Below are 19,701 nucleotides of genomic sequence, written 5' to 3' on the forward strand. Positions count from 1 at the left end.
CTATTAATACATTGTCCAAACAACTTAATTCCCATTCAGCCGATGATTGCTTCAGCTGAATGGGACAAATTAAAAGTTTTTCGATGTTTGCTTTAATGCTTGGAGTAAGTTGGATAGCGTATAAAATCTTTCTTTATCCCCTTTATCTAATGCATCGTCAATTTCTTTTAATAGCTTTTCTTCTTGGAATGCCAACAAACTATTATTTAACATTTCCTCTGCAATGAGTCGATCCTTTTCACTGATGTGTAAATATTTTGGCATAAAAGGATTTTCTTCTAGAACCGCCAAATATTGACCACTTGGTGGTATATTGGGGAAATTCAGTTGGATATACATACTTTCATTCGGATGTAATCGTAAATCGTGAAAAGACTTCTCTGCATCACTTGTCATAATATTCCCTTTGTAGAAACGAAACGGTACCCCATTCGAATCAACAGATGACATAACGATTGCACGAGGACAATAATGGGCTTCTTCAACAAAGTGAATATTTTCCAACAAGTTATCATTACTTAATAAGTAATTTAAAATCCAAACACATTCTCTTCTTTTCAATTGGAAATTTTTCAGAAACCAACGAACAAAAGTTTTTTTATCTATAATCGGAACGGAAGAAGTCATTTTGCTATCCCTCCTTTTATTCAAGAGTGTAAAGCAGATCTAACCATTGTTGCTCAGTAGGTTCTAAAGCGATTAATTGATTAACAATATTGCGTGCCTCATCTCTTTTTCCTTCTTCTATCAAGAAATAACAATATTTTTCTAAAAACGACGGTTCGTCTTTAAAATCATTATATGCTACCTTATAAATTTCGTATGCGCGTTCATACTGCTCATCTTTTGCATAAGCATCTGCAACTATTGGATATAAAGCGCTCCAATCAAAGTCATCGTTTTTTAATTCTTCATATAAATCGATAATTTCTCCAAAACGTTCCTGATTTGCATAAATCGACATTAACACAAGAATGGCTTCCATATATTCACCATCTAAAGCAATAGCTTGTTGTAAATAATGAATCGCTTTATCAGGAAGACTATTTTTCAACGCCATTTTACCAGCGAATAGATAAAAGGATTTATCATACTCATCCCGTTTTAATCCTTCTTCAATAATGTGTAACGCTTTTTGGTTGTCCTCTATCATTGCATAACTTTCAGCTAATAATAAATAGGCACTAAAATAATCAACATCCAGTTCCTTCAAATCTTCTAACTGTTTAATCGCTAATTCATACTTTTCTGATTGAAAAGCAGCATAGGCTGATCCGAATAATAAATCCGGTGTTACGGATTTTTCTAATGCTTCCATGTAATAATCAAGGGCTGTTTCATAGCCCCCTCCAGAACGATAAACTTCTGCAAGCCGCTCCGCAAGTACTACTCCCGCTATTTCGCTTTGTTTTCCATGCAATTCTTCATAAATACGAGCTGCTTCAGTGAAACGTCCTGTTTCAAACAGTAATTCCGCTTTAGCAAATTGTAACAATGGCTCATTTGGCAATAAATCTAATGCTTCATTAATTCGTATTTCAGCTACTTCATATAACCCTTGCATTTGGTAATAGTCTGCTAAAAGTAATAGACTTTGAGGATATTCAGGAGATTCTGAATCGACATTCATTAATAATTGAAGTGCTTCATCCTCTTCACCCAATTCAATTAAGACGGAAGCTCGATCAATGGCCACTTGGGCTTCATCCGGAAATAAAAACTGTAAATGTTCGTATACTCGATTTGCTTCCGATAGATAGCCAAATTGCATTAGTAAATCTGCCATTTCATACTGAACCTCTGGATTTTCATTTAACAAAAACGTCTCTAAATAAGCATTAACTTGTTGTAAATCACCATTTTGAATTGCTTGAATCATTTCATTCGTGTTATTTGTCAAAATTACTCACCTTTTTATTCATAGTCAATATACTATGCTACCTCACTCAATTAATAGAAACAAGAAAAAGGACCTGCCCCATTTCGGGAAGATCCTACCTACTATAAATAGTATCCATCCATTGATCAAGTGGACTTATTATATTATATTTCATTTTTCAGTTTACGAACATGTTCAAAAAACGAAGGATATGATACTGCGATACAATCTGTATCATCAATTTCAATAGGTGATGAGGAAATAAAAGAAGCGACTACAGACATCATACCCATACGATGATCACCATAGGACTGTAAATGGCCACCATGAAGAGGTGTTGGTCCTTGAATAATCATACCATCATCTGTTGCTTCTATATTCGCGCCAAGTTTTTTCAACTCAGCTACGACAGCTGATAGGCGATCGGTTTCTTTTACTTTTAATTCCTCAGCATTGCGTATAACTGTAGTCCCTTTCGCTTGAGTTGCTAACAGTGCAATGATTGGAATTTCATCAATCAGTCGCGGAATCATTTCACCTTCAATCGTCGTTCCTTGAAGTGAAGATGTGCGTATTGTAATGGTAGCGGTTGGTTCAGCAGCATGGTCATCCTCGATTACTTCCATATCTGCTCCCATTTTTTCTAAAACTTCAATAATACCCGCTCTAGTAGGATTTACTCCAACGTTATTCATCGTAATTTCACTATTCGGGGTAATCGCCCCTGCCACTAAAAAGAAAGCAGCCGATGAAATATCCCCTGGTACATTGACATGTGTTGCATGAAGTTGTTGGCCACCTTCAAAGGAAACGACCCCTTCACGAACTTCGATGTTTGCACCAAATTGCTTTAACATTCGTTCTGTATGATCACGAGAAATTTCTTTTTCCCGGACAACTGTAGTTCCTTCAGCACGAAGTCCAGCTAGCAAAATAGCTGATTTCACTTGAGCACTAGCTACTGGCATCGTATAGTCAATCGCTTTTAATTGTGTCCCTTGTATGGCTAAAGGCGTATATTGACCGTTCTCACGACCAGCAATTTTCGCTCCCATTAAACGAAGTGGATCCGTTACACGTCGCATTGGGCGTTTACCAATGGAGGCATCACCGGTCATGACAGTATGCAAATGCGTACCTGATAAAATGCCTAACATTAATCTAGTTGTAGTACCTGAGTTTCCTGTATAAAGTACTTCCTTTGGTTCTTCCCATTTATCTATGCCATTGCTTTGAATTGTAACATCCGTTCCGTTCACTTCAATATCTACACCAAGTTTCCTGAAACAATCAATGGTACTTAAGCAATCCTCACCAAGAAGGAAACCGCTAACCGTCGTTTTACCCTTTGCTATTGACCCAAACATAATGGAACGATGGGAGATTGATTTATCACCTGGTACAGTAATTGAACCTTGAAGGCGAATATTTTTATTATCTAAAATTTTTGTAGAAGACATTCAAGTACTCCTTTCAGAAACAAATGTGCCTGTTACGAAACATACATTTCATAATTCGTTTTTTTACTAATACATTTTTCAGCCTTATCACGATCATCGGCATTTTGGAAGCTAATGACTAAAATACCAAATAAGTCTTCCCGCGCTTCAACAACACGAATATTTGTAATGCTAATTTTTTCTTCAGCTAAATATCCTGTCAACTCGGAAATAACACCAGGATAATCAGGAATATCTACGTATAAATCGTAAGTTGAATAGAAAACACCCGTTGAAATTGGCAACTGATCTCGCACTTCTTTTGCAGTAGAAAAATAGTCTTCAATTGCAGTTTGATCATAGTCAATCAATAAAGATTTGACCCGATTCATTTCTTCTAACCATAAGTTTAATTGGGATAGTAACTCATCTCGATTTTGTAAAACAATATCTTTCCACATAAGCGGATTAGAAGAAGCGATGCGGGTAATATCACGAAAACCACCTGCAGCAAGTAGACTTGTCATAGGATAACGCTTTTGTTCTGTGTCTAATTGATGTACAAGGGAAGCTGCTACGAGATGCGGAAAATGACTAACAACCGCCGTCATATGATCATGTTCATGGGCATCTACTCTAACTAATTTTGCTAATGTATATTTTAATAATTGTTCTAATTCTTTAATTTTGTCATCTGCTTCATTGTTTAAAGGGGTTAACATATAATAAGCATTTTCAAAAAGATGGGCTTTAGCAGCTTGAACACCACTTTTATGGGAACCTGCCATCGGGTGTCCTCCAATAAAGGTAATCCCGCATTCACGTAACTCGGCTCCCTTTTCCATTATTAAGCCTTTTGTACTTCCTGTGTCTGTTACAATGACGTTTTTCTTTAACGACCATTTTTTTAATTGCTCTAACCATTCAATTGTCGCATTAACCGGTGTACCAAATATAATAACATCTGCCATACTTGCTGCTACTGTCACATCTTCTACGACTTCGTGGACAACTTTTAATTTTGCAGCTTGGGCTCTTGTCTTTTCGTTATGATCGTAACCATACACTTTTGTATCCGGAGCTTTTTGACAAGATAAGGCGATAGAGCCCCCGATTAATCCTAATCCTATTACAAAGACATTGCGTGTCATGCAAAAACTCCTTGATCTGTTAACACTTCTTCAAGTAATGATAAAAATTTTTCATTTTGCTCCTCTGTTCCAATGGTTACACGAATATATCCTGGAGCATCTAACGCATTACCACTTCGGATAATAAATCCTCGTTTCATCATTTCATGAAACACCACATCGCTATCTGCTTTTACTTCAAATAGGATAAAGTTTGTTTGAGTTGGGTAGTAATGTAACCCGTGTTTTTCACAGAAATGAACAAATTGTTTTTTACCATTCTTATTTTTTTCTTTACAAGAATGAATAAATTCTTGATCTTCTAGAGCTACGATGGCTACTTTATGACTTAAAATCGTATTATTAAACGGTGCACGAACTGGATCAAGTTTTGCAATTACTTCTTCATTTGCTATGGCATATCCTACACGGAAAGAAGCTAATCCGTAAGCTTTTGAGAAGGTACGCAAAATGATGACATTCGAATACTCATTTATGAAACCGATTGAATCTTTATATTCAGTTGAATCCACATATTCAAAATAAGCTTCATCTAGTACAACTAATACATCACTCGGAACACTCTTTAAAAAAATTTCTAATTCATTGTGATCAACAATTGTACCTGTCGGATTGTTAGGATTACATACCCAAACGACAGAAGTACTTTCATTAATCGCTTCCAGCATTGCCTTTAAATCATGTTTACCATTTTGTAAAGGAACTTTTCTTACTTCAGCACCTTCGATTTCAGCATTATGACTATATTGGGAGAAGGAAGGGGTAGCCATTACAGTATTTACACCAGGATAAAGAAGAGCGCGGGTAATAATGGCAATGATGTCATCAGACCCGTTTCCGAATAGCAGTTGAGTTTCTTTAACTCCTAAATGATTGGCAACTGCCGTACGAAGATTTTGAGCATAACCATCTGGATAAATCGCATGATTCGTTTCTTCATTATTCAAAAAAGCCTTTACTTTCGGTGAAAAACCATAAGGGTTTTCGTTTGATGCAAGTTTTACGACCTCATCTAAGCCAAACTCTTTTTTTACTTCTTCCATCGGTTTACCAGGTTGGTAAGCTTTCATTCCGTATATTTGTTGTTTCCACTTCATATAACTGTCTCCTCTATTTATGGTTTTTCTCTTGTACTAAATCCGGTCTTAGTACGACTGCATTATTTAAATAAACATGACGAATTTCCTTTTGGCTTAGATCCGTATTCACATGGACTAATACACGAATACACATTGGAAGAGCATTAGGGACATTCATCTCATGGGTACACATTGTCGGAACATATTGCCACCCTTCAATGGAGCGAACTGCCTTAGCTGGGAAACCTGAAATTAAATCCGTCGTTGTGGAGATAAAGACCGAAATAATATCTTCTGGTTGCAATTGATTAAGTCTGACAATCTCCTTCATTAAAATTTCGGTTTCGTTATAGATCAATTCAGGCTGATCCGCTGTTACCGTCGTTGCCCCTCGAACTCCTCTAATCATTTACATACCTCCATAATTAACGCTCGAAACTCGCTATCTACTTTTCTACATTCTGTTAAATCAATGGTTTGCATAAAAGGCTTTCCAATTTTACTTAGTAAAACAAACTTTAACTCCCCGTACTCTGCCTTTTTATCTTTCACGATAAATGGCTGCAAAGTTTCGAACGGATATTTTGCTAATTGTTCAACCGGATATCCCGTATGATAAGCATAGTGTAAGAATGTTTTTGTAAATGAACGACTAATATGGCCATAACGCTCACTTAATAATAACGCATAAACCATCCCTATCATGACAGCTTCACCATGGGCAAGTCCCCCATACCCCGCTGCTGCTTCTAAGGCATGACCATATGTGTGACCAAAGTTTAAATACTTTCGAACGGATTGTTCTGTCTCATCTTCAGCTACAATTTTCGCTTTTACTTCAATTCCTAATTTTAGATGGTGAGCTAATTTCTCCTGTCCCATCTTATAAAAGTCAGGGCTAGCCATTAACTCTGTTAGCCATTTCTCATCCGAAATCATGGCATGTTTCACGACTTCCGCCATTCCAGAACGAACTTCCCGTGCATTTAAAGACTGTAAAAAATGAATATCGTAAATAACACCTTCTGGTTGATAAAAGGCACCCACTAAATTTTTCCCAAGTGGATGATTGATTGCCGTTTTTCCACCTACTGCTGAATCATGGGCTAAAATAGTCGTTGGAATTTGTATAAAAGGAATGCCGCGCATATATGTCGCTGCAACAAAACCAGTTAAATCACCAACTGCCCCTCCCCCAAATGCAAATAAAATGGATTTCCGAGTACATTTTTTTTCAATTAAAAACGTATGGGCCCCTTGAAAGTTATCAAAACTTTTACATTCTTCCCCTGGAGGCATAACAAAAACTTCAAAAGGATATGGAAAATGCTCTTTAAAATAAGTCCCTTGATTGTCCCATACATTTTTATCTGTCAATACGAATAATTTATCTGCCTTTTTTATTAAATTGCCATAAGATTCGATCGCATTCGTAAGTATCTCGTTACCTATTGTCACTTCATACTGATGGGAAGCCGTATTAACGGGGATTTTCATTGACTAAAACTCCTTCGCAACTTTTCTCATCTCATCAATTTGTGCTTTTAATTGGGGTAATTGATCGCTATGGAATTGGTCCACAATGACACTCGCAATTTCCCAAGCGATGACATTTTCTGCAACAATAGAGGCAGCAGGTACTGCACAACTATCAGAACGTTCCACACTTGCTTTAAATGGCTCTTTCGTTTCGATATCTATACTTTGAAGTGGTTTATATAGAGTAGGGATTGGCTTCATAACACCTCGAACGACAATCGGCATACCTGTAGACATACCACCTTCTAACCCACCTAAGCGGTTTGTTCTCCGTGTATATCCCTTTTCTTCATCCCATAAAATTTCATCATGAACTTCTGATCCTTTACGACGGGCCATTTCAAAACCAATACCAAATTCTACCCCTTTAAACGCATTGATTGACAACATTGCTTGCGCTAGTCTTCCGTCTAATTTTCGATCGTAATGAACATAGGAACCGATTCCAGCAGGAAGGCCTTCCACAATCACTTCCACTACACCGCCGATGGAATCACCCGCTTTTTTCGTTTCATCAATCATTTCAACCATTTTTGCTGAAGCTTCTTCGTCAACGCAATAGCAAGGATCTTGTTCTACAATTTCACGTATTTCCTTTGTAGATTTCCCTTCAATTTTCGTCGTATCAGCTTTAATACCTGCAATTTCCGTTACATGACTTACAATTGAAATTCCTAATTCGTTTAGTAACGCCTTTGCTACGGAACCAACAGCTACACGAACCGTCGTTTCCCGGGCACTAGATCTTTCCAAAACATTTCGTAAATCACGATGTCCATATTTAATGCCCCCTACTAAATCTGCATGGCCAGGGCGGGGACGGGAAATTTGACGTTTAATCTCGTTTGGATCGACATCATCTGGTAGTGGGTCTGCACCCATAATTTTAGTCCAATGTTTCCAGTCATCATTTTTGACGATTAGGGCAACAGGGGAACCTAAAGTCTGCCCGTGGCGAACACCACCAACGATTTCAACTGTGTCCGTTTCAATTTGCATACGTCTTCCACGACCATGTCCACCTTGACGACGTTTTAAATCATAATTAATTTTTTCAGATGTAATTGGTAAAAGGGATGGTAACCCCTCAATAATGGTAGTTAACTGGGGTCCATGAGACTCTCCTGCAGTAAGGTAACGCATAAAACACTTTCTCCCTTCAACTCGCTAAAGTATGTATTTTTTACTATAACATATTATACATGAAAAAACAGTGGCAATTTTGAAACTAAATAGAAATAGTACCGAATATTCAGAAATGAAGGCATCATACAATCAAGCTTTAAGTCTAAATAGTAAAAATACGCTTCTCGTTCATACGAAAAGCGTGATCCATTTCAAAGAAGTTTTAAAGTAAAAGCCACTTAACACTTTCTTTTCCTTAATTATTCATTTTAAATTTTTCGATAAAAGAAAGTATCCACAACTTCAAATCCATAACGGATAGGATTGAAAATTTGTTCGGTGGAACCAACAAATAATATCCCTCCTGGACGTAATGACTGACTAAACTTTTGATAGATTTGATCCTTTGCTTCCTCAGTAAAATAAATCATTACATTTCGGCATACAATTAAATCTAAATTTGAATCGTATGTATCCTTAAGTAAATTATGTTTTTTATAAGTAACAGTCCGTTTAACTTCATCCTTTACTTTGAAGAATGGTCCTTCTTGGATAAAATACTTATTTTTCACATCTGCTGGTACTTCTTCAAGGGAGCGTTCAGGATATAATCCTAGTTTCGCTTTCTGAATGACATTTTCATCAATATCAGTTGCTAAAACTTGAATTTGTGACAGTGGAATATGGTGGGATAGAACCATACTAATCGTATAAGGTTCCTCTCCAGTTGAACAAGCGGCACTCCAAATTTTCAATCGTTTATTATGATTCAATAATAATGGAAAAATTTTGTTTTGCAGTACATCCCAACGCTTACTATTTCGATAAAATTCCGAAACATTAATTGTCATACGATCTAAAAATTCATTCATTAAATCCCGGTCTTTTTCGAGGGCATGTAAAAACTCAACAAAATTACGATAGCCCTTTTTCTCATAAAGGGATGTTAAACGTCGCTTCATCTGCGCTTCTTTATATAGGGCAAGGTCAATCCCCGTCTTATGTTTTATACCGGCAATAAATTGTTCATAATCTGACATCGATCCATCTATCCCCTCATTATTCGTAAATTTATTATAGCGGAATTTTAGAAAATCTTAAATATATATCATTCCAACTATATTGTTATCGTCACAGGGATGAAAAATATAACAGTCCGATTACAGTTTTTCTTGTAAAGAAGATTGATTAGCAGTATCAATTGCTAACTGCTGTCTCGTTTTTTCTATTTCTAAACGTAGCTTTTCTGTTTCAACGATATAACTTTCTTGTCTTAATTTTTCTAACTTTATTTCTTGTTTCATCGCTTCTAATTTATATTTTGTTTGTTTGTTTAAATAATCTGTCATAATTCCCGAAATTGACACTAACGTTAAAAATACAAATACGCAAATAACGATTATCGTTCCCATATGTAACCCCCACTTTATTTCGGCTTAAAAGCTAATTATTCTGTTAATTTACACTAAAAAAACAACTATCGCAAGTAACGACAGTTGTTTTTGGTTTTTCTAACTATTAAGCTAAACCTTCACCGAACCATAAGCTAATTTCACGTTCTGCAGATTCTACTGAATCAGACCCGTGAATAATGTTTTCAGCAACTGTTACAGCGAAGTCACCACGGATAGTACCTGGTTGAGAATCAGCTGGGTTTGTTTTACCCATCATTGTACGAGCTAATGAAATAACATTTTCACCTTCCCATACCATTGCAAATACTGGGCCAGAAGTGATGAAATCAACTAATTCGCCAAAGAAAGGTTTGTCCGCATGTTCTGCATAGTGAGCTTCTGCGATTTCACGGCTAGCTACCATAAGTTTTGCACCTTTTAGTTCAAATCCGCGACGTTCAAAACGGTTCACGATATCTCCGATTACTTGACGTTTTACACCGTCTGGTTTAATCATTAAAAATGTTTTTTCAATTGCCATGTTTTATTTACACTCCTTAAGTTCTAATAAGGCATTTACACCTACCGATAAATATTACCAAAATAACTTAGATACATCAACTAAAACCAATATATACCGAATCACTTCATCGATCATTTAAAATTTTCGTTTACCAATAAATAAAGCGATATCCCGTAATTTCTTTTTCATAGGGTGATTTGGTAAAGCCTCTACTTCCTTTAAGGCTTTTCTTAAATATTGATTGCTGATTGTAATAGATTGTTTTATAGAATCGGAATTTCGAACAACTTTCAACATTTCTAGACGACCACTTTCTGTAACTTCTCCCACAGATGCTTGGTCTATAAATTGATCAATTGTTGGATTTCCTTTTAACAAAAGTATCGGCAACGTAATATTCCCTTGCAACAAATCGCTACCTGCAGGTTTACCAAGCTCTTTATCAGTTGCAGTAAAATCTAAAATATCATCCACGATTTGATAGCTCATCCCTACAAAATAACCAAATCGTCTAAGATGACCGACACTTTTATCATCTAATCCGCCAACAACTGCCCCTAGCTCACAGCTCGATTCAATGAGTAAAGCAGTTTTTCGTTTAATACGACGGAAATAATCTTTTAAGTTTTGATCTTTACGAAACTTATCTTCTATTTGTATAACTTCACCATTACAAATTTCAACCATTGTTTTAGCTAAAATCTGATGGACTCTTTTATTTTCGATAGATGTTACATACTCTAAAGCCCTTGCAAAAATAAAGTCGCCAGTATACATGGCAACACGATTATTCCATTGCGCTTTAACAGTATGTGTACCCCTTCTCAAATCCGAATTATCAATAACATCATCATGGACAAGAGATGCCATATGAATTAACTCTAACGGCACTGCGATATTTTTTACCTTATCAATGTTATAATGCCCAAATTTTGCACTGACTAATACAAATACCGGGCGAATTCGCTTACCACCAGATTGTAGTAAATGGAGAGAGGCATCATTTATCAAGTGCGAAGACGAGTTTAACGCTTTTTCCAATTCTTTTTCGATGATGTCTATATCCGATTTCAAATCGGAATAGAGTATTTTTAACTTCATCTTTTCCACGCGTGAAACCTTCTCCCCCTAATTTTCTTTTTTAAAACCCAAATGCATTGCAGCTGCTCCACCACTATATCCTTTATAAGTTACTTTTTCAAAACCAGTATCTTGGAACATTTTTGCAAGTTTTTTCATCCCTGGGAAATCACTCGCAGATTCTTGTAACCATGAATACTCTTTATAGCTTTTAGCAAAAAGTTTACCGAATAAAGGCATGATATAGTTAAAGTAAAAACGAAATAGTTGTCTATATACAGGTATTTCAGATTGTGACGTTTCTAGGCAGACAGCCATTCCACCTGGCTTCAGGACACGATTCATCTCCCTTAACACTTGCATATAATCTGGAACATTACGAAGACCAAAACCAATTGTGACGTAGTCAAAAGTGTTATCTTCAAAAGGAAGTTCCATAGCATTTCCGTGAATTAACTCAATCTGTGGATACGGGGCAACTTTTTGTTCTCCCACTTTCAGCATATTTTGACTAAAGTCTAATCCTTTTACAACACCGTTTTCTCCTACTGCCTTCGCTAATGCTATGGTCCAATCCGCTGTTCCACAACAAACGTCTAAACATTTAGAGCCCGGCTGTACATTCATCCGCTTCATCGTATCTTCACGCCATTTGACATGTAATTTAAAACTAATGACTGAATTCATTTTATCGTAGCTTTCTGAAATACTTTCGAAAACTTCGTGTACATGTTGTTCTTTCGATTTTGCCATTTTTTCAAAACCTTTCTAACGCTAATCTAATTTAGCGCAATTTGTTGCTTTATGTATAACTTTAAATCGTCTTTTAATACATTAGACGATTGAAGATATTCGTTTAACAAATTTTTAAGAGAAGAAATTTGGTTTTCAATCATACTCTCAAATAATTTTTCATCCTCAGCACTCTCGATCATTTTTTTAAATAAAATAGATGGTTTGCCTTGTTGGAGATGACGATATTCCTCAAGTAATTGAAGCAACAGTAACCCTGTATGCATAAATGCACTATATTGTTCAAATTCATAAACTTGATAAAATCTTTTAATTAGCTCAGTTTGTATCACTGAAATCGTTTCATACCATTGGTCAATTGTATATTGTTTGGATTCATATACTTTCATTTGATGTTCACAACGACTCACAATGCCTTCAGAAAGCTGTCGAATTAACGAGATGTTACCAGAACGAGCTAAAATTTCATAATAACGTCCGCTATAGAAATCCCCCGACAGAACTGTTAGCTGCTGCTCTTTATTCAATGCATTTTTCTCATTAATCTTCTCATGTTCATAAAGGGAAGCATGAACGATTCCAACTGTAATAGCGCTTTCGTCTATTTGTTTATTCCATTTTTCTCCATTCAAAAATGGTAATAATAAATAAAACAATTGATTTTCATTCACCACTGGTGTTCCAGTATACTGCAGTAAAGTTCTATGACGAACATGCATGAAAATATTTGTTTTTAATTGTTCTATTGATTGTTGAATGTATGTTGCATCCATAGATATTACTCCATTCTACTTAAAGTGCAACTGTTCTTGACAATTGCATTGGTTCGATTGGTTCACCAATCAAATGAATTTTACTTCTTTGAGCCGCTTTCTACTATACCATGGGCAGAAATAATTTTTGCTTTTCCACGAATTTTCATCGCAGATGTATGTTCTGTAAATTGAGCAATCATTACTTCTCCAGCATCTAATTTTTCTGAATGATGGAATTTTGTATCCGTACCACGTGTTAAACCGATTACATGTACGCCATCTTCTTGAGCTTCAATGATTATATAATCTGGTTGTGTCATAGTATCGTTTCTCCTCAAATAAACATATTCTTGTACATCATATCACAATAAAACACTATATTTAAGACATTTGAATAAATGAAATAACTTCCCGACGTAAAATTTCGTCTTCTTCATATACTCCTCGAGCTACGGAAGTAACTGTCTTTGAACCTGGTTTTTTTAATCCTCGCATCGTCATACACATATGTTCCGCTTCCACAACGACATACACTCCTTTAGGTTGTAACATTTCCATAATAGAATCTGCTACTGTAGAAGTGATACGCTCCTGCAACTGAGGTCTGCGCGCAACTGATTCGACACAACGCCCTAATTTACTTAAACCTGCGACACGTCCACCTTCTGGTAAATAGGCAATATGAGCTTTTCCATAGAATGGAACTAAATGATGTTCGCACATTGAGTAAAAGGGAATATCTTTCACTAAAACTAAATCCTCATGGTTCTCATGAAAAACTGTGCTAAAAAATTCTCGTGGATCTGTATCGATACCACTAAACATTTCTTCATACATTTTAGAAACTCGTTTCGGTGTATCTAATAAACCTTCTCGATTTACATCTTCACCAACGGCTTCTAATATCATTTTTACGGCTTCTTCTATTTTTTCTAAGTTCACTTTCGACATCTTTCTTCCTCCTAAACCGATGCAACGTTGCACTGTCAAAATGAATCGTAGCATATACTGACTTTATACGCAAAAAGGGTTTCTTCCCTTTTTAAAAAATTTATCAATCAATGTTATGTATTGGTAATATTAAAAAGAGCAGTCATCATGCTTGTCCATGACGACTGCTCTATGTAACTGCAGGATGCTATTATTTTACAGCATCTTTAAGCGCTTTCCCTGGTTTGAAAGCAGGTACTTTGCTAGCAGCGATTTCGATTTCTTTACCTGTTTGTGGGTTACGCCCTTTACGAGCGGCACGTTCACGTACTTCGAAGTTACCAAAACCAATTAATTGTACTTTGTCACCCTTTGCAAGAGCATCTTGAATTGTATCAAATACAGCTTCAACTGCTTTAGAAGCATCTTTTTTTGAAAGACCTGCAGCTTCAGCAACAGAGTTTACTAATTCTGTTTTATTCACACCATTCACCTCCTCTCAAAGGGTCATGAACCTAAATCATGTAAAAAGAGTAACATATAGAAAATCGCGACGCAACAATATTTATCCATGTTTTTCTATAATAAATTGTCTTTTTTTAAATAAAACACAAATAACAGGACTTTTCTCCTAAAAAAGGGAAAGCCCTGTTACTAATTTGTGCCAAATTTTATGAAATTATACAACACTAAATAATAAAGGTTACTAAACCGCGTTCACCCTCATTGACCATTCTTTCAATTGTTTGACGCATTCTTTTCTTCGCACTCAATGGTACTGCATTCATTTTGTAACGAATACCTTCTTTTAACACTTCGTGTAACGTAGTTCCAAATAGTTGCGTTTTCCATAATTGCTCCCGATCATGCTTATAGGCATACTGTAAATCTTTTAAAAGCTGTTGACTATAAAATTCTGTTCCAATTAATGGTGCAAACTCAGTTTCCATATCTACACGAATAATGTGATACGATGGGGCTGAAGCTTTCATTCGAACTCCATAGAAATTATTTTGTTTAATAATTTCTGGTTCGCTTGGCTCAAATTCCTCCATTGTCGGTAATGTCACACCATAGCCATGTTCACTAGCTTCTTCTATTGCTTCACGGAATCGTCTATGTGCCTGTTTTGCTTCTGCCGCTTCTTTAATAAAGAGTAGCCAATCTTTTTTCGTTGCAATCGGTGAATCCAACCATTCATTACATACCGCTTTATAAATTTCAGGCTTTAACGTAATACGAACAGTTGCTAAACCTAGACCAGCATCAACTCGCTCAATTTCACTTTCTTCTACAAAGTCAATTTCCCGTAATTGGGATGCAGCTTGGGATACGTCTCGAATTTTTGTTACTGAATTTAATACGTTTCCAACAGCGTCAGAAAGCGTCACATTCAATGGATGTGTATAATCTAACACATCTAACCAATCTGGCTTTTCAACTTCAATATCTTCAATTGGGAACTCATATAATGCTTCCTGGAGAATGTACTCCATATCCTTTACTGACATTTGGTCAATGGCCACTGGAATTACAGGTACCCCATATTTCTCCAGCAGTTCATTACGAAGGGCCATCGTATTGTTATGCGTAGGCATTTGACAATTTAGAACAATGACAAATGGTTTTCCAATCGCTTTAAGTTGATCAACAATTTGCTCTTCTGCTGATTCTGCAGCAATTCGGTTAATCCCATTAACTGTTCCATCTGTTGTCACAACAACGCCAATATTGGCATGATCCCGAATTACTTTATCAGTCCCGATTTTAGCTGCTTCTTCAAAGGGAATAGCTTCAGAATGCCACGGGGTATGAACATATTTTGGACCATCTTCATCCTCATATCCCTTCACACCATCAATAATGTAACCAACACAGTCTGCAAAACGAATGCGGAAAGGTATTTCACTTTCGCCAATATTAATCTCCGTTCCTTGGGCAGGAACAAATTTTGGTTCAGCCGTCATGATGACAGGACCCGGTGAACTTTGAGGCAGCTCGTCCAGAGCTCTTTTGCGATCTTCTTCATTTACGATATTCGGGAGCACAATTGACTCCATCATTTTTTTCACAAAAGTAGACTTACCAACTCTAACAGGCCCTACAACACCAATATATACGTCCCCATTCGTTCTTTCTGCTATTTGATGAAAAATTTCTTCGCCTATTGTAGCTCCTCCTTTACGTAATTCAGTTTATGATTGCCTTACCTCAATTATGAAACAACCATGTATAATTTCAGAAAAATAAATGGATTATTTTTTCCACTAGTTCATTTAGTGAATGACTTTTACTCAGAAATGGATGGATTCATTTTCCATTGTTTAAAAATATGAAAAGGTGCCCTTAAATATGACATTATTTAAAGGCACCTTTTATAGTATTTTATTCTTTTTCTAGTGTTGGGTCGTACATAAATACTGGTTCGTTGTTCTCATCAACTGTATAAGGTAGTGAATAAGCAGGAACAACTGGGTAGGCATCTACAAGATACGTTCGTATATCTTCACCTGGAGTTGGTTTTAAATTATTTTCCTTTAAGAACGTATTTAAATCCATTGAATAATCGACATACAGATCACCTTCTGTAGTTACAATGATCGGTAGTTGATTATTCGTATAAGGGCTAGGAACGGTTAATTCTTCTTTATAACCGATTTTTTTATAATCGATAGTATAAATATAATCAGTTATTTTATCTTTAAAGGTTGGGTATTGAGAGCCCATAAAACGAATATTCAATTCGCGCATACGTTCAGCTGCCCGTAAATCTACTAATTTTACAGTCGGATTTTTCTCTGGATCCCAAATAATATATTGGAAAATGCCACCTTTTTCATAAGAATTGGCAGGAGCATTAGCTAAATATTTTGGAGCTAGCTTTTCAAAATCAATTGGATATTTAATAAATAAATCCGTATCCATATCACGATTTTTAATTGGGAGTACGCCTGTATCCGCTTGATATTCTTCAACAGCCTTTTGTACAGATGCTAGTTGTATATCATCGGGCACTTGATTTTCCACCTTTTCCTCTTCTGGAAATAGACAGCCTGATAATAACACTGTAGTTAATGCGAGCATTAAAAATAAGCTCCATTTTCTTGTCATTTTTCTCACCTCAATGTTGATATCCCAAATATCGACCTAATCGTTATGAAAACGAATATTTAGTTAGGCCATGTAAAGACAACGAGTATCATTAAAATGGAACCGATTGCAAAAATAATAAAAGCAAATAATCGTAAAATCAATGATAAGCATCCATTGTTTACCCATTTTCTTGTAATCGAAACAATAAGTACAGATAATAACATTGCCCCTATTGAATAAAAAGAAACCCACATGACATCTAATGAATGCATACTAGCTAGGGGTCCCCTTGCTGTTAAGATTGTTAAAAAATTCATTGATAACAAGTTTTGCAAGTAAAAAACCACCTTTCGATCTAACTTTCTATGTATAAAAAACGTTTTGCTATAGCAAAAGAATAGGAGGTATCTTTAACATACCTCCTATTTCACAATATAACAAATGAAGAAATTATGAAATTTCCTTTATAAAATGTCAATTTCCCGCTTTTTCATTCGGATCATTAATTCATCTACCGCTTCTTTTGGTTCTTTCCCATTAAACAATACATTATAAAGGGCAGTTGTAAGCGGCATTGGAACATCGTATTCTTGAGATAATTGATAGGCAGCTTTTGTCGTTCTTACCCCTTCTACAACCATCCCAATATTCTCTAAAACTTCGTCTAACTTCATCCCTTTACCAAGCATGTTACCAGCTCTCCAGTTTCTGGAGTGAACACTTGTACACGTAGCAATTAAATCACCCATACCCGTTAATCCTGCAAAGGTGAAAGGATTACCACCCATTTTTACACCGAGTCTAGTAATTTCTGCTAAACCTCTCGTAATTAATGCTGCTTTCGCATTATCACCATAATTTAAACCATCCGAAACACCGGCTGCTAAGGCAATCACATTTTTTAATGCGCCACCAAGTTCAACACCGATAACATCTTCGTTCGTGTATACTCGGAAATATTGGTTCATGAACAAATCTTGAACTTTTTCAGCCATTTCTAAGTTCCCACATGCTGCTGTAATTGTTGTAGGATGATGTAATACAACTTCTTCTGCATGGCTAGGTCCAGATAGTACGACAATTTCTTTAATTACATCGGGAGATAAATTTTCTCTCAACATTTCTGAAATTCGTTTTAATGTATCTGGATCAATCCCTTTCGAAACATGGACAAATAGTTTTTTATCGTTCAAGAATGTCATCAACGAATGACAAACTTCTTGAATGGCCTTTGTCGGAACAGCAACAACGATAACATCTGAGTGATTTAATGCTTCTTGTAAATTAGCTGTAGCCGTTAATTGAGACGGTAATTGCACATTAGGCAAATATTTATCATTCGTATGTTGTTCATTAATTTCATTTGCTTGATCTATACGATGAGTCCATAAAAGGGTGTTGTGGCCATTTTCAGCCAACACGTTGGCTAAAGCAGTTCCCCAAGAACCCGCACCTAAAATCGTTACATTTTCCATTTGTTAAATCCCCCTCTAATTCGGTTATTCGCGAGCACGAGCAATTAAGCGAATAGGTGTACCTTCAAAATCAAACGTCTCACGAATTCGATTTTCAAGGAAACGTTCATATGAGAAATGCATAAGTTCTGGATCGTTTACAAATGTAACAAATGTCGGTGGCTTTACTGCAACCTGAGTCGTATAGTAAATTCGTAAACGGCGCCCTTTATCTCTTGGGGCTGGATTACGAGCTACTGCATCCTCAATCACTTCATTTAAGATAGATGATTGAATTCGCATTGCATGATTCTCACTTACCCGTTGAACAATATTTAAAATTTGATGCACACGTTGTTTCGTTTTTGCAGAAACGAAAATAATCGGTGCGTAATGTAAATATAGGAAATGTTCTCGAATTTGTTGTGTATAAAGATTCATTGTTTTCTCATCTTTTTCAACAGCATCCCATTTGTTCACAACAATAACGACAGCTTTCCCTGCTTCATGAGCATATCCCGCAATTTTCTTATCCTGCTCCTGAATGCCTTCTTCCCCATTTAGGACAACTAAGACAACGTCGGAACGTTCTATTGCTCGTAATGCTCTTAAAACAGAATATTTTTCTGTCGTTTCGTATACTTTCCCTTTTTTTCGCATCCCAGCTGTATCGATGATGACATAGTCTTGTCCATCATAAGAGTACGGCGTATCGATAGCGTCTCGAGTTGTACCAGCTATATCACTCACAATTACCCGTTCTTGCCCTAGGAAAGCATTTACTAATGAAGATTTCCCAACATTTGGACGACCAATTAAACTGAATTTAATTGTATCATCTGGATACTGTTCTTCATCTTCTTTTGGAAAATGTTTAGCACATTCATCTAAAAGATCCCCAATACCTAAACCGTGGGAACCGGAAATCGGGAACGGCTCACCGAATCCTAAGGAATAAAAATCGTAAATCATTTCACGCATGTCTGGATTATCAATTTTATTCACTGCGAGAACAACTGGTTTTTTTGTTTTATATAAAATTTTCGCTACTTGTTCATCGGCTAACGTAACACCTTCACGTCCATTTGTCATAAAAATAATGACATCCGCTTCTTGTATCGCGATTTCTGCTTGGGAACGAATTTGATCTAAAAAAGGTTCGTCTCCTATTTCAATTCCACCTGTATCAATTATGTTAAATTCATGTGTTAACCAATCTGCCGAACTATAGATGCGGTCACGTGTTACACCTGGAATATCTTCCACGATTGATACGCGTTCTCCAACAATACGATTAAATATTGTCGACTTCCCAACGTTCGGACGACCTACGATGGCGATTACTGGTTTTGTCATCTGTACTTCATCCTTCCAAATTCTTATCTTTAGTATTATACACGAAAATGTAAATTATATCATTTTTTGACTACAAATCAATAATATCTGTCATTATTTGTTAACGAAAATAAAAATACAGACATGCATTTATTATGCACGTCTGTATAAT

22 protein-coding genes are annotated in these 19,701 nt (G+C 36.2%); all 22 read right to left on the reverse strand.

The features are described 5' to 3' along the window. Positions 1 to 69: 69 nt before the first annotated feature. On the reverse strand, positions 70 to 627 hold the full coding sequence (locus H9636_RS00965; RefSeq protein ID WP_191705782.1) for a ReoY family proteolytic degradation factor: 558 nt from the start codon (positions 625 to 627) through the stop codon (positions 70 to 72). A gap of 16 nt (positions 628 to 643) precedes the next feature. Beyond that, entirely contained in the window at positions 644 to 1,879 is a 1,236-nt protein-coding gene (locus H9636_RS00970) for a tetratricopeptide repeat protein (protein WP_191705925.1), read from the reverse strand. Between the two features lie 164 nt (positions 1,880 to 2,043). Further along, positions 2,044 to 3,339: a 3-phosphoshikimate 1-carboxyvinyltransferase gene (gene aroA / locus H9636_RS00975; protein ID WP_191705783.1), complete on the reverse strand. Its 1,296-nt coding sequence runs from the start codon at positions 3,337 to 3,339 to the stop codon at positions 2,044 to 2,046. A gap of 32 nt (positions 3,340 to 3,371) precedes the next feature. After that, on the reverse strand, positions 3,372 to 4,469 hold the full coding sequence (locus H9636_RS00980) for a prephenate dehydrogenase (RefSeq protein WP_191705784.1): 1,098 nt from the start codon (positions 4,467 to 4,469) through the stop codon (positions 3,372 to 3,374). Beyond that, entirely contained in the window at positions 4,466 to 5,566 is a 1,101-nt protein-coding gene (gene hisC, locus H9636_RS00985) for a histidinol-phosphate transaminase (RefSeq protein WP_191705785.1), read from the reverse strand. Before hisC ends, H9636_RS00980 begins: the two co-directional genes overlap by 4 nt. Positions 5,567 to 5,579: 13 nt before the next feature. Continuing rightward, positions 5,580 to 5,957, reverse strand: a complete 378-nt coding sequence (gene aroH, locus H9636_RS00990) for a chorismate mutase (RefSeq protein ID WP_191705786.1) — start codon at positions 5,955 to 5,957, stop codon at positions 5,580 to 5,582. Then, complete coding sequence (gene aroB / locus H9636_RS00995; protein WP_191705787.1) at positions 5,954 to 7,045, reverse strand: 3-dehydroquinate synthase; 1,092 nt, start codon at positions 7,043 to 7,045, stop codon at positions 5,954 to 5,956. Before aroB ends, aroH begins: the two co-directional genes overlap by 4 nt. A gap of 3 nt (positions 7,046 to 7,048) precedes the next feature. Further along, positions 7,049 to 8,230: a chorismate synthase gene (gene aroC, locus H9636_RS01000; RefSeq protein ID WP_191705788.1), complete on the reverse strand. Its 1,182-nt coding sequence runs from the start codon at positions 8,228 to 8,230 to the stop codon at positions 7,049 to 7,051. Between the two features lie 251 nt (positions 8,231 to 8,481). Continuing rightward, complete coding sequence (locus H9636_RS01005) at positions 8,482 to 9,252, reverse strand: CheR family methyltransferase (RefSeq protein ID WP_191705789.1); 771 nt, start codon at positions 9,250 to 9,252, stop codon at positions 8,482 to 8,484. A gap of 120 nt (positions 9,253 to 9,372) precedes the next feature. Continuing rightward, on the reverse strand, positions 9,373 to 9,624 hold the full coding sequence (locus H9636_RS01010; protein WP_191705790.1) for a hypothetical protein: 252 nt from the start codon (positions 9,622 to 9,624) through the stop codon (positions 9,373 to 9,375). Between the two features lie 106 nt (positions 9,625 to 9,730). Beyond that, positions 9,731 to 10,147: a nucleoside-diphosphate kinase gene (gene ndk / locus H9636_RS01015; RefSeq protein WP_191705791.1), complete on the reverse strand. Its 417-nt coding sequence runs from the start codon at positions 10,145 to 10,147 to the stop codon at positions 9,731 to 9,733. Between the two features lie 117 nt (positions 10,148 to 10,264). Next, positions 10,265 to 11,239: a heptaprenyl diphosphate synthase component II gene (gene hepT, locus H9636_RS01020; protein ID WP_191705792.1), complete on the reverse strand. Its 975-nt coding sequence runs from the start codon at positions 11,237 to 11,239 to the stop codon at positions 10,265 to 10,267. Positions 11,240 to 11,257: 18 nt separating this feature from the next. Next, positions 11,258 to 11,962, reverse strand: a complete 705-nt coding sequence (locus H9636_RS01025) for a demethylmenaquinone methyltransferase (RefSeq protein WP_191705793.1) — start codon at positions 11,960 to 11,962, stop codon at positions 11,258 to 11,260. Positions 11,963 to 11,988: 26 nt separating this feature from the next. Further along, complete coding sequence (locus tag H9636_RS01030) at positions 11,989 to 12,735, reverse strand: heptaprenyl diphosphate synthase component 1 (RefSeq protein ID WP_191705794.1); 747 nt, start codon at positions 12,733 to 12,735, stop codon at positions 11,989 to 11,991. Positions 12,736 to 12,815: 80 nt separating this feature from the next. After that, complete coding sequence (gene mtrB, locus H9636_RS01035) at positions 12,816 to 13,037, reverse strand: trp RNA-binding attenuation protein MtrB (protein ID WP_122970901.1); 222 nt, start codon at positions 13,035 to 13,037, stop codon at positions 12,816 to 12,818. 61 nt (positions 13,038 to 13,098) lie between these two features. Then, positions 13,099 to 13,668: a GTP cyclohydrolase I FolE gene (gene folE, locus H9636_RS01040; protein WP_191705795.1), complete on the reverse strand. Its 570-nt coding sequence runs from the start codon at positions 13,666 to 13,668 to the stop codon at positions 13,099 to 13,101. A gap of 190 nt (positions 13,669 to 13,858) precedes the next feature. Continuing rightward, the gene (locus H9636_RS01045) at positions 13,859 to 14,131 is read right to left on the reverse strand and encodes an HU family DNA-binding protein (RefSeq protein ID WP_004232618.1); all 273 of its coding nucleotides are present in this window, start codon (positions 14,129 to 14,131) and stop codon (positions 13,859 to 13,861) included. Positions 14,132 to 14,336: 205 nt separating this feature from the next. After that, positions 14,337 to 15,815 carry a stage IV sporulation protein A gene (gene spoIVA, locus H9636_RS01050; RefSeq protein ID WP_191705926.1) on the reverse strand — a complete coding sequence of 493 codons (1,479 nt, stop codon included), beginning with the start codon at positions 15,813 to 15,815 and terminating at the stop codon, positions 14,337 to 14,339. 217 nt (positions 15,816 to 16,032) lie between these two features. Continuing rightward, on the reverse strand, positions 16,033 to 16,758 hold the full coding sequence (locus H9636_RS01055; RefSeq protein ID WP_191705796.1) for a hypothetical protein: 726 nt from the start codon (positions 16,756 to 16,758) through the stop codon (positions 16,033 to 16,035). Between the two features lie 59 nt (positions 16,759 to 16,817). Beyond that, the gene (locus H9636_RS01060) at positions 16,818 to 17,075 is read right to left on the reverse strand and encodes a DUF2768 domain-containing protein (RefSeq protein ID WP_225230004.1); all 258 of its coding nucleotides are present in this window, start codon (positions 17,073 to 17,075) and stop codon (positions 16,818 to 16,820) included. Positions 17,076 to 17,204: 129 nt separating this feature from the next. After that, positions 17,205 to 18,215, reverse strand: coding sequence for an NAD(P)H-dependent glycerol-3-phosphate dehydrogenase (locus H9636_RS01065; RefSeq protein WP_191705797.1), 1,011 nt, complete (start codon positions 18,213 to 18,215; stop codon positions 17,205 to 17,207). A gap of 24 nt (positions 18,216 to 18,239) precedes the next feature. Continuing rightward, positions 18,240 to 19,550: a ribosome biogenesis GTPase Der gene (gene der, locus H9636_RS01070; protein WP_191705798.1), complete on the reverse strand. Its 1,311-nt coding sequence runs from the start codon at positions 19,548 to 19,550 to the stop codon at positions 18,240 to 18,242. Between the last annotated feature and the right edge of the window lie 151 nt (positions 19,551 to 19,701).

This window comes from Ureibacillus galli, from assembly GCF_014836845.1.
In the GTDB taxonomy this organism is placed as follows: domain Bacteria; phylum Bacillota; class Bacilli; order Bacillales_A; family Planococcaceae; genus Ureibacillus; species Ureibacillus galli.

Bases quoted from the DNA above. Each gene is read 5' to 3' on its own strand.
- H9636_RS00965 (WP_191705782.1), bottom strand. From the start codon at position 627: ATGACTTCTTCCGTTCCGATTATAGATAAAAAAACTTTTGTTCGTTGG.
- H9636_RS00970 (WP_191705925.1), bottom strand. From the start codon at position 1,879: ATGATTCAAGCAATTCAAAATGGTGATTTACAACAAGTTAATGCTTAT.
- aroA (WP_191705783.1), bottom strand. From the start codon at position 3,339: ATGTCTTCTACAAAAATTTTAGATAATAAAAATATTCGCCTTCAAGGT.
- H9636_RS00980 (WP_191705784.1), bottom strand. From the start codon at position 4,469: ATGACACGCAATGTCTTTGTAATAGGATTAGGATTAATCGGGGGCTCT.
- hisC (WP_191705785.1), bottom strand. From the start codon at position 5,566: ATGAAGTGGAAACAACAAATATACGGAATGAAAGCTTACCAACCTGGT.
- aroH (WP_191705786.1), bottom strand. From the start codon at position 5,957: ATGATTAGAGGAGTTCGAGGGGCAACGACGGTAACAGCGGATCAGCCT.
- aroB (WP_191705787.1), bottom strand. From the start codon at position 7,045: ATGAAAATCCCCGTTAATACGGCTTCCCATCAGTATGAAGTGACAATA.
- aroC (WP_191705788.1), bottom strand. From the start codon at position 8,230: ATGCGTTACCTTACTGCAGGAGAGTCTCATGGACCCCAGTTAACTACC.
- H9636_RS01005 (WP_191705789.1), bottom strand. From the start codon at position 9,252: ATGTCAGATTATGAACAATTTATTGCCGGTATAAAACATAAGACGGGG.
- H9636_RS01010 (WP_191705790.1), bottom strand. From the start codon at position 9,624: ATGGGAACGATAATCGTTATTTGCGTATTTGTATTTTTAACGTTAGTG.
- ndk (WP_191705791.1), bottom strand. From the start codon at position 10,147: ATGGCAATTGAAAAAACATTTTTAATGATTAAACCAGACGGTGTAAAA.
- H9636_RS01025 (WP_191705793.1), bottom strand. From the start codon at position 11,962: ATGGCAAAATCGAAAGAACAACATGTACACGAAGTTTTCGAAAGTATT.
- H9636_RS01030 (WP_191705794.1), bottom strand. From the start codon at position 12,735: ATGGATGCAACATACATTCAACAATCAATAGAACAATTAAAAACAAAT.
- mtrB (WP_122970901.1), bottom strand. From the start codon at position 13,037: ATGACACAACCAGATTATATAATCATTGAAGCTCAAGAAGATGGCGTA.
- folE (WP_191705795.1), bottom strand. From the start codon at position 13,668: ATGTCGAAAGTGAACTTAGAAAAAATAGAAGAAGCCGTAAAAATGATA.
- H9636_RS01055 (WP_191705796.1), bottom strand. From the start codon at position 16,758: ATGACAAGAAAATGGAGCTTATTTTTAATGCTCGCATTAACTACAGTG.
- H9636_RS01065 (WP_191705797.1), bottom strand. From the start codon at position 18,215: ATGGAAAATGTAACGATTTTAGGTGCGGGTTCTTGGGGAACTGCTTTA.
- der (WP_191705798.1), bottom strand. From the start codon at position 19,550: ATGACAAAACCAGTAATCGCCATCGTAGGTCGTCCGAACGTTGGGAAG.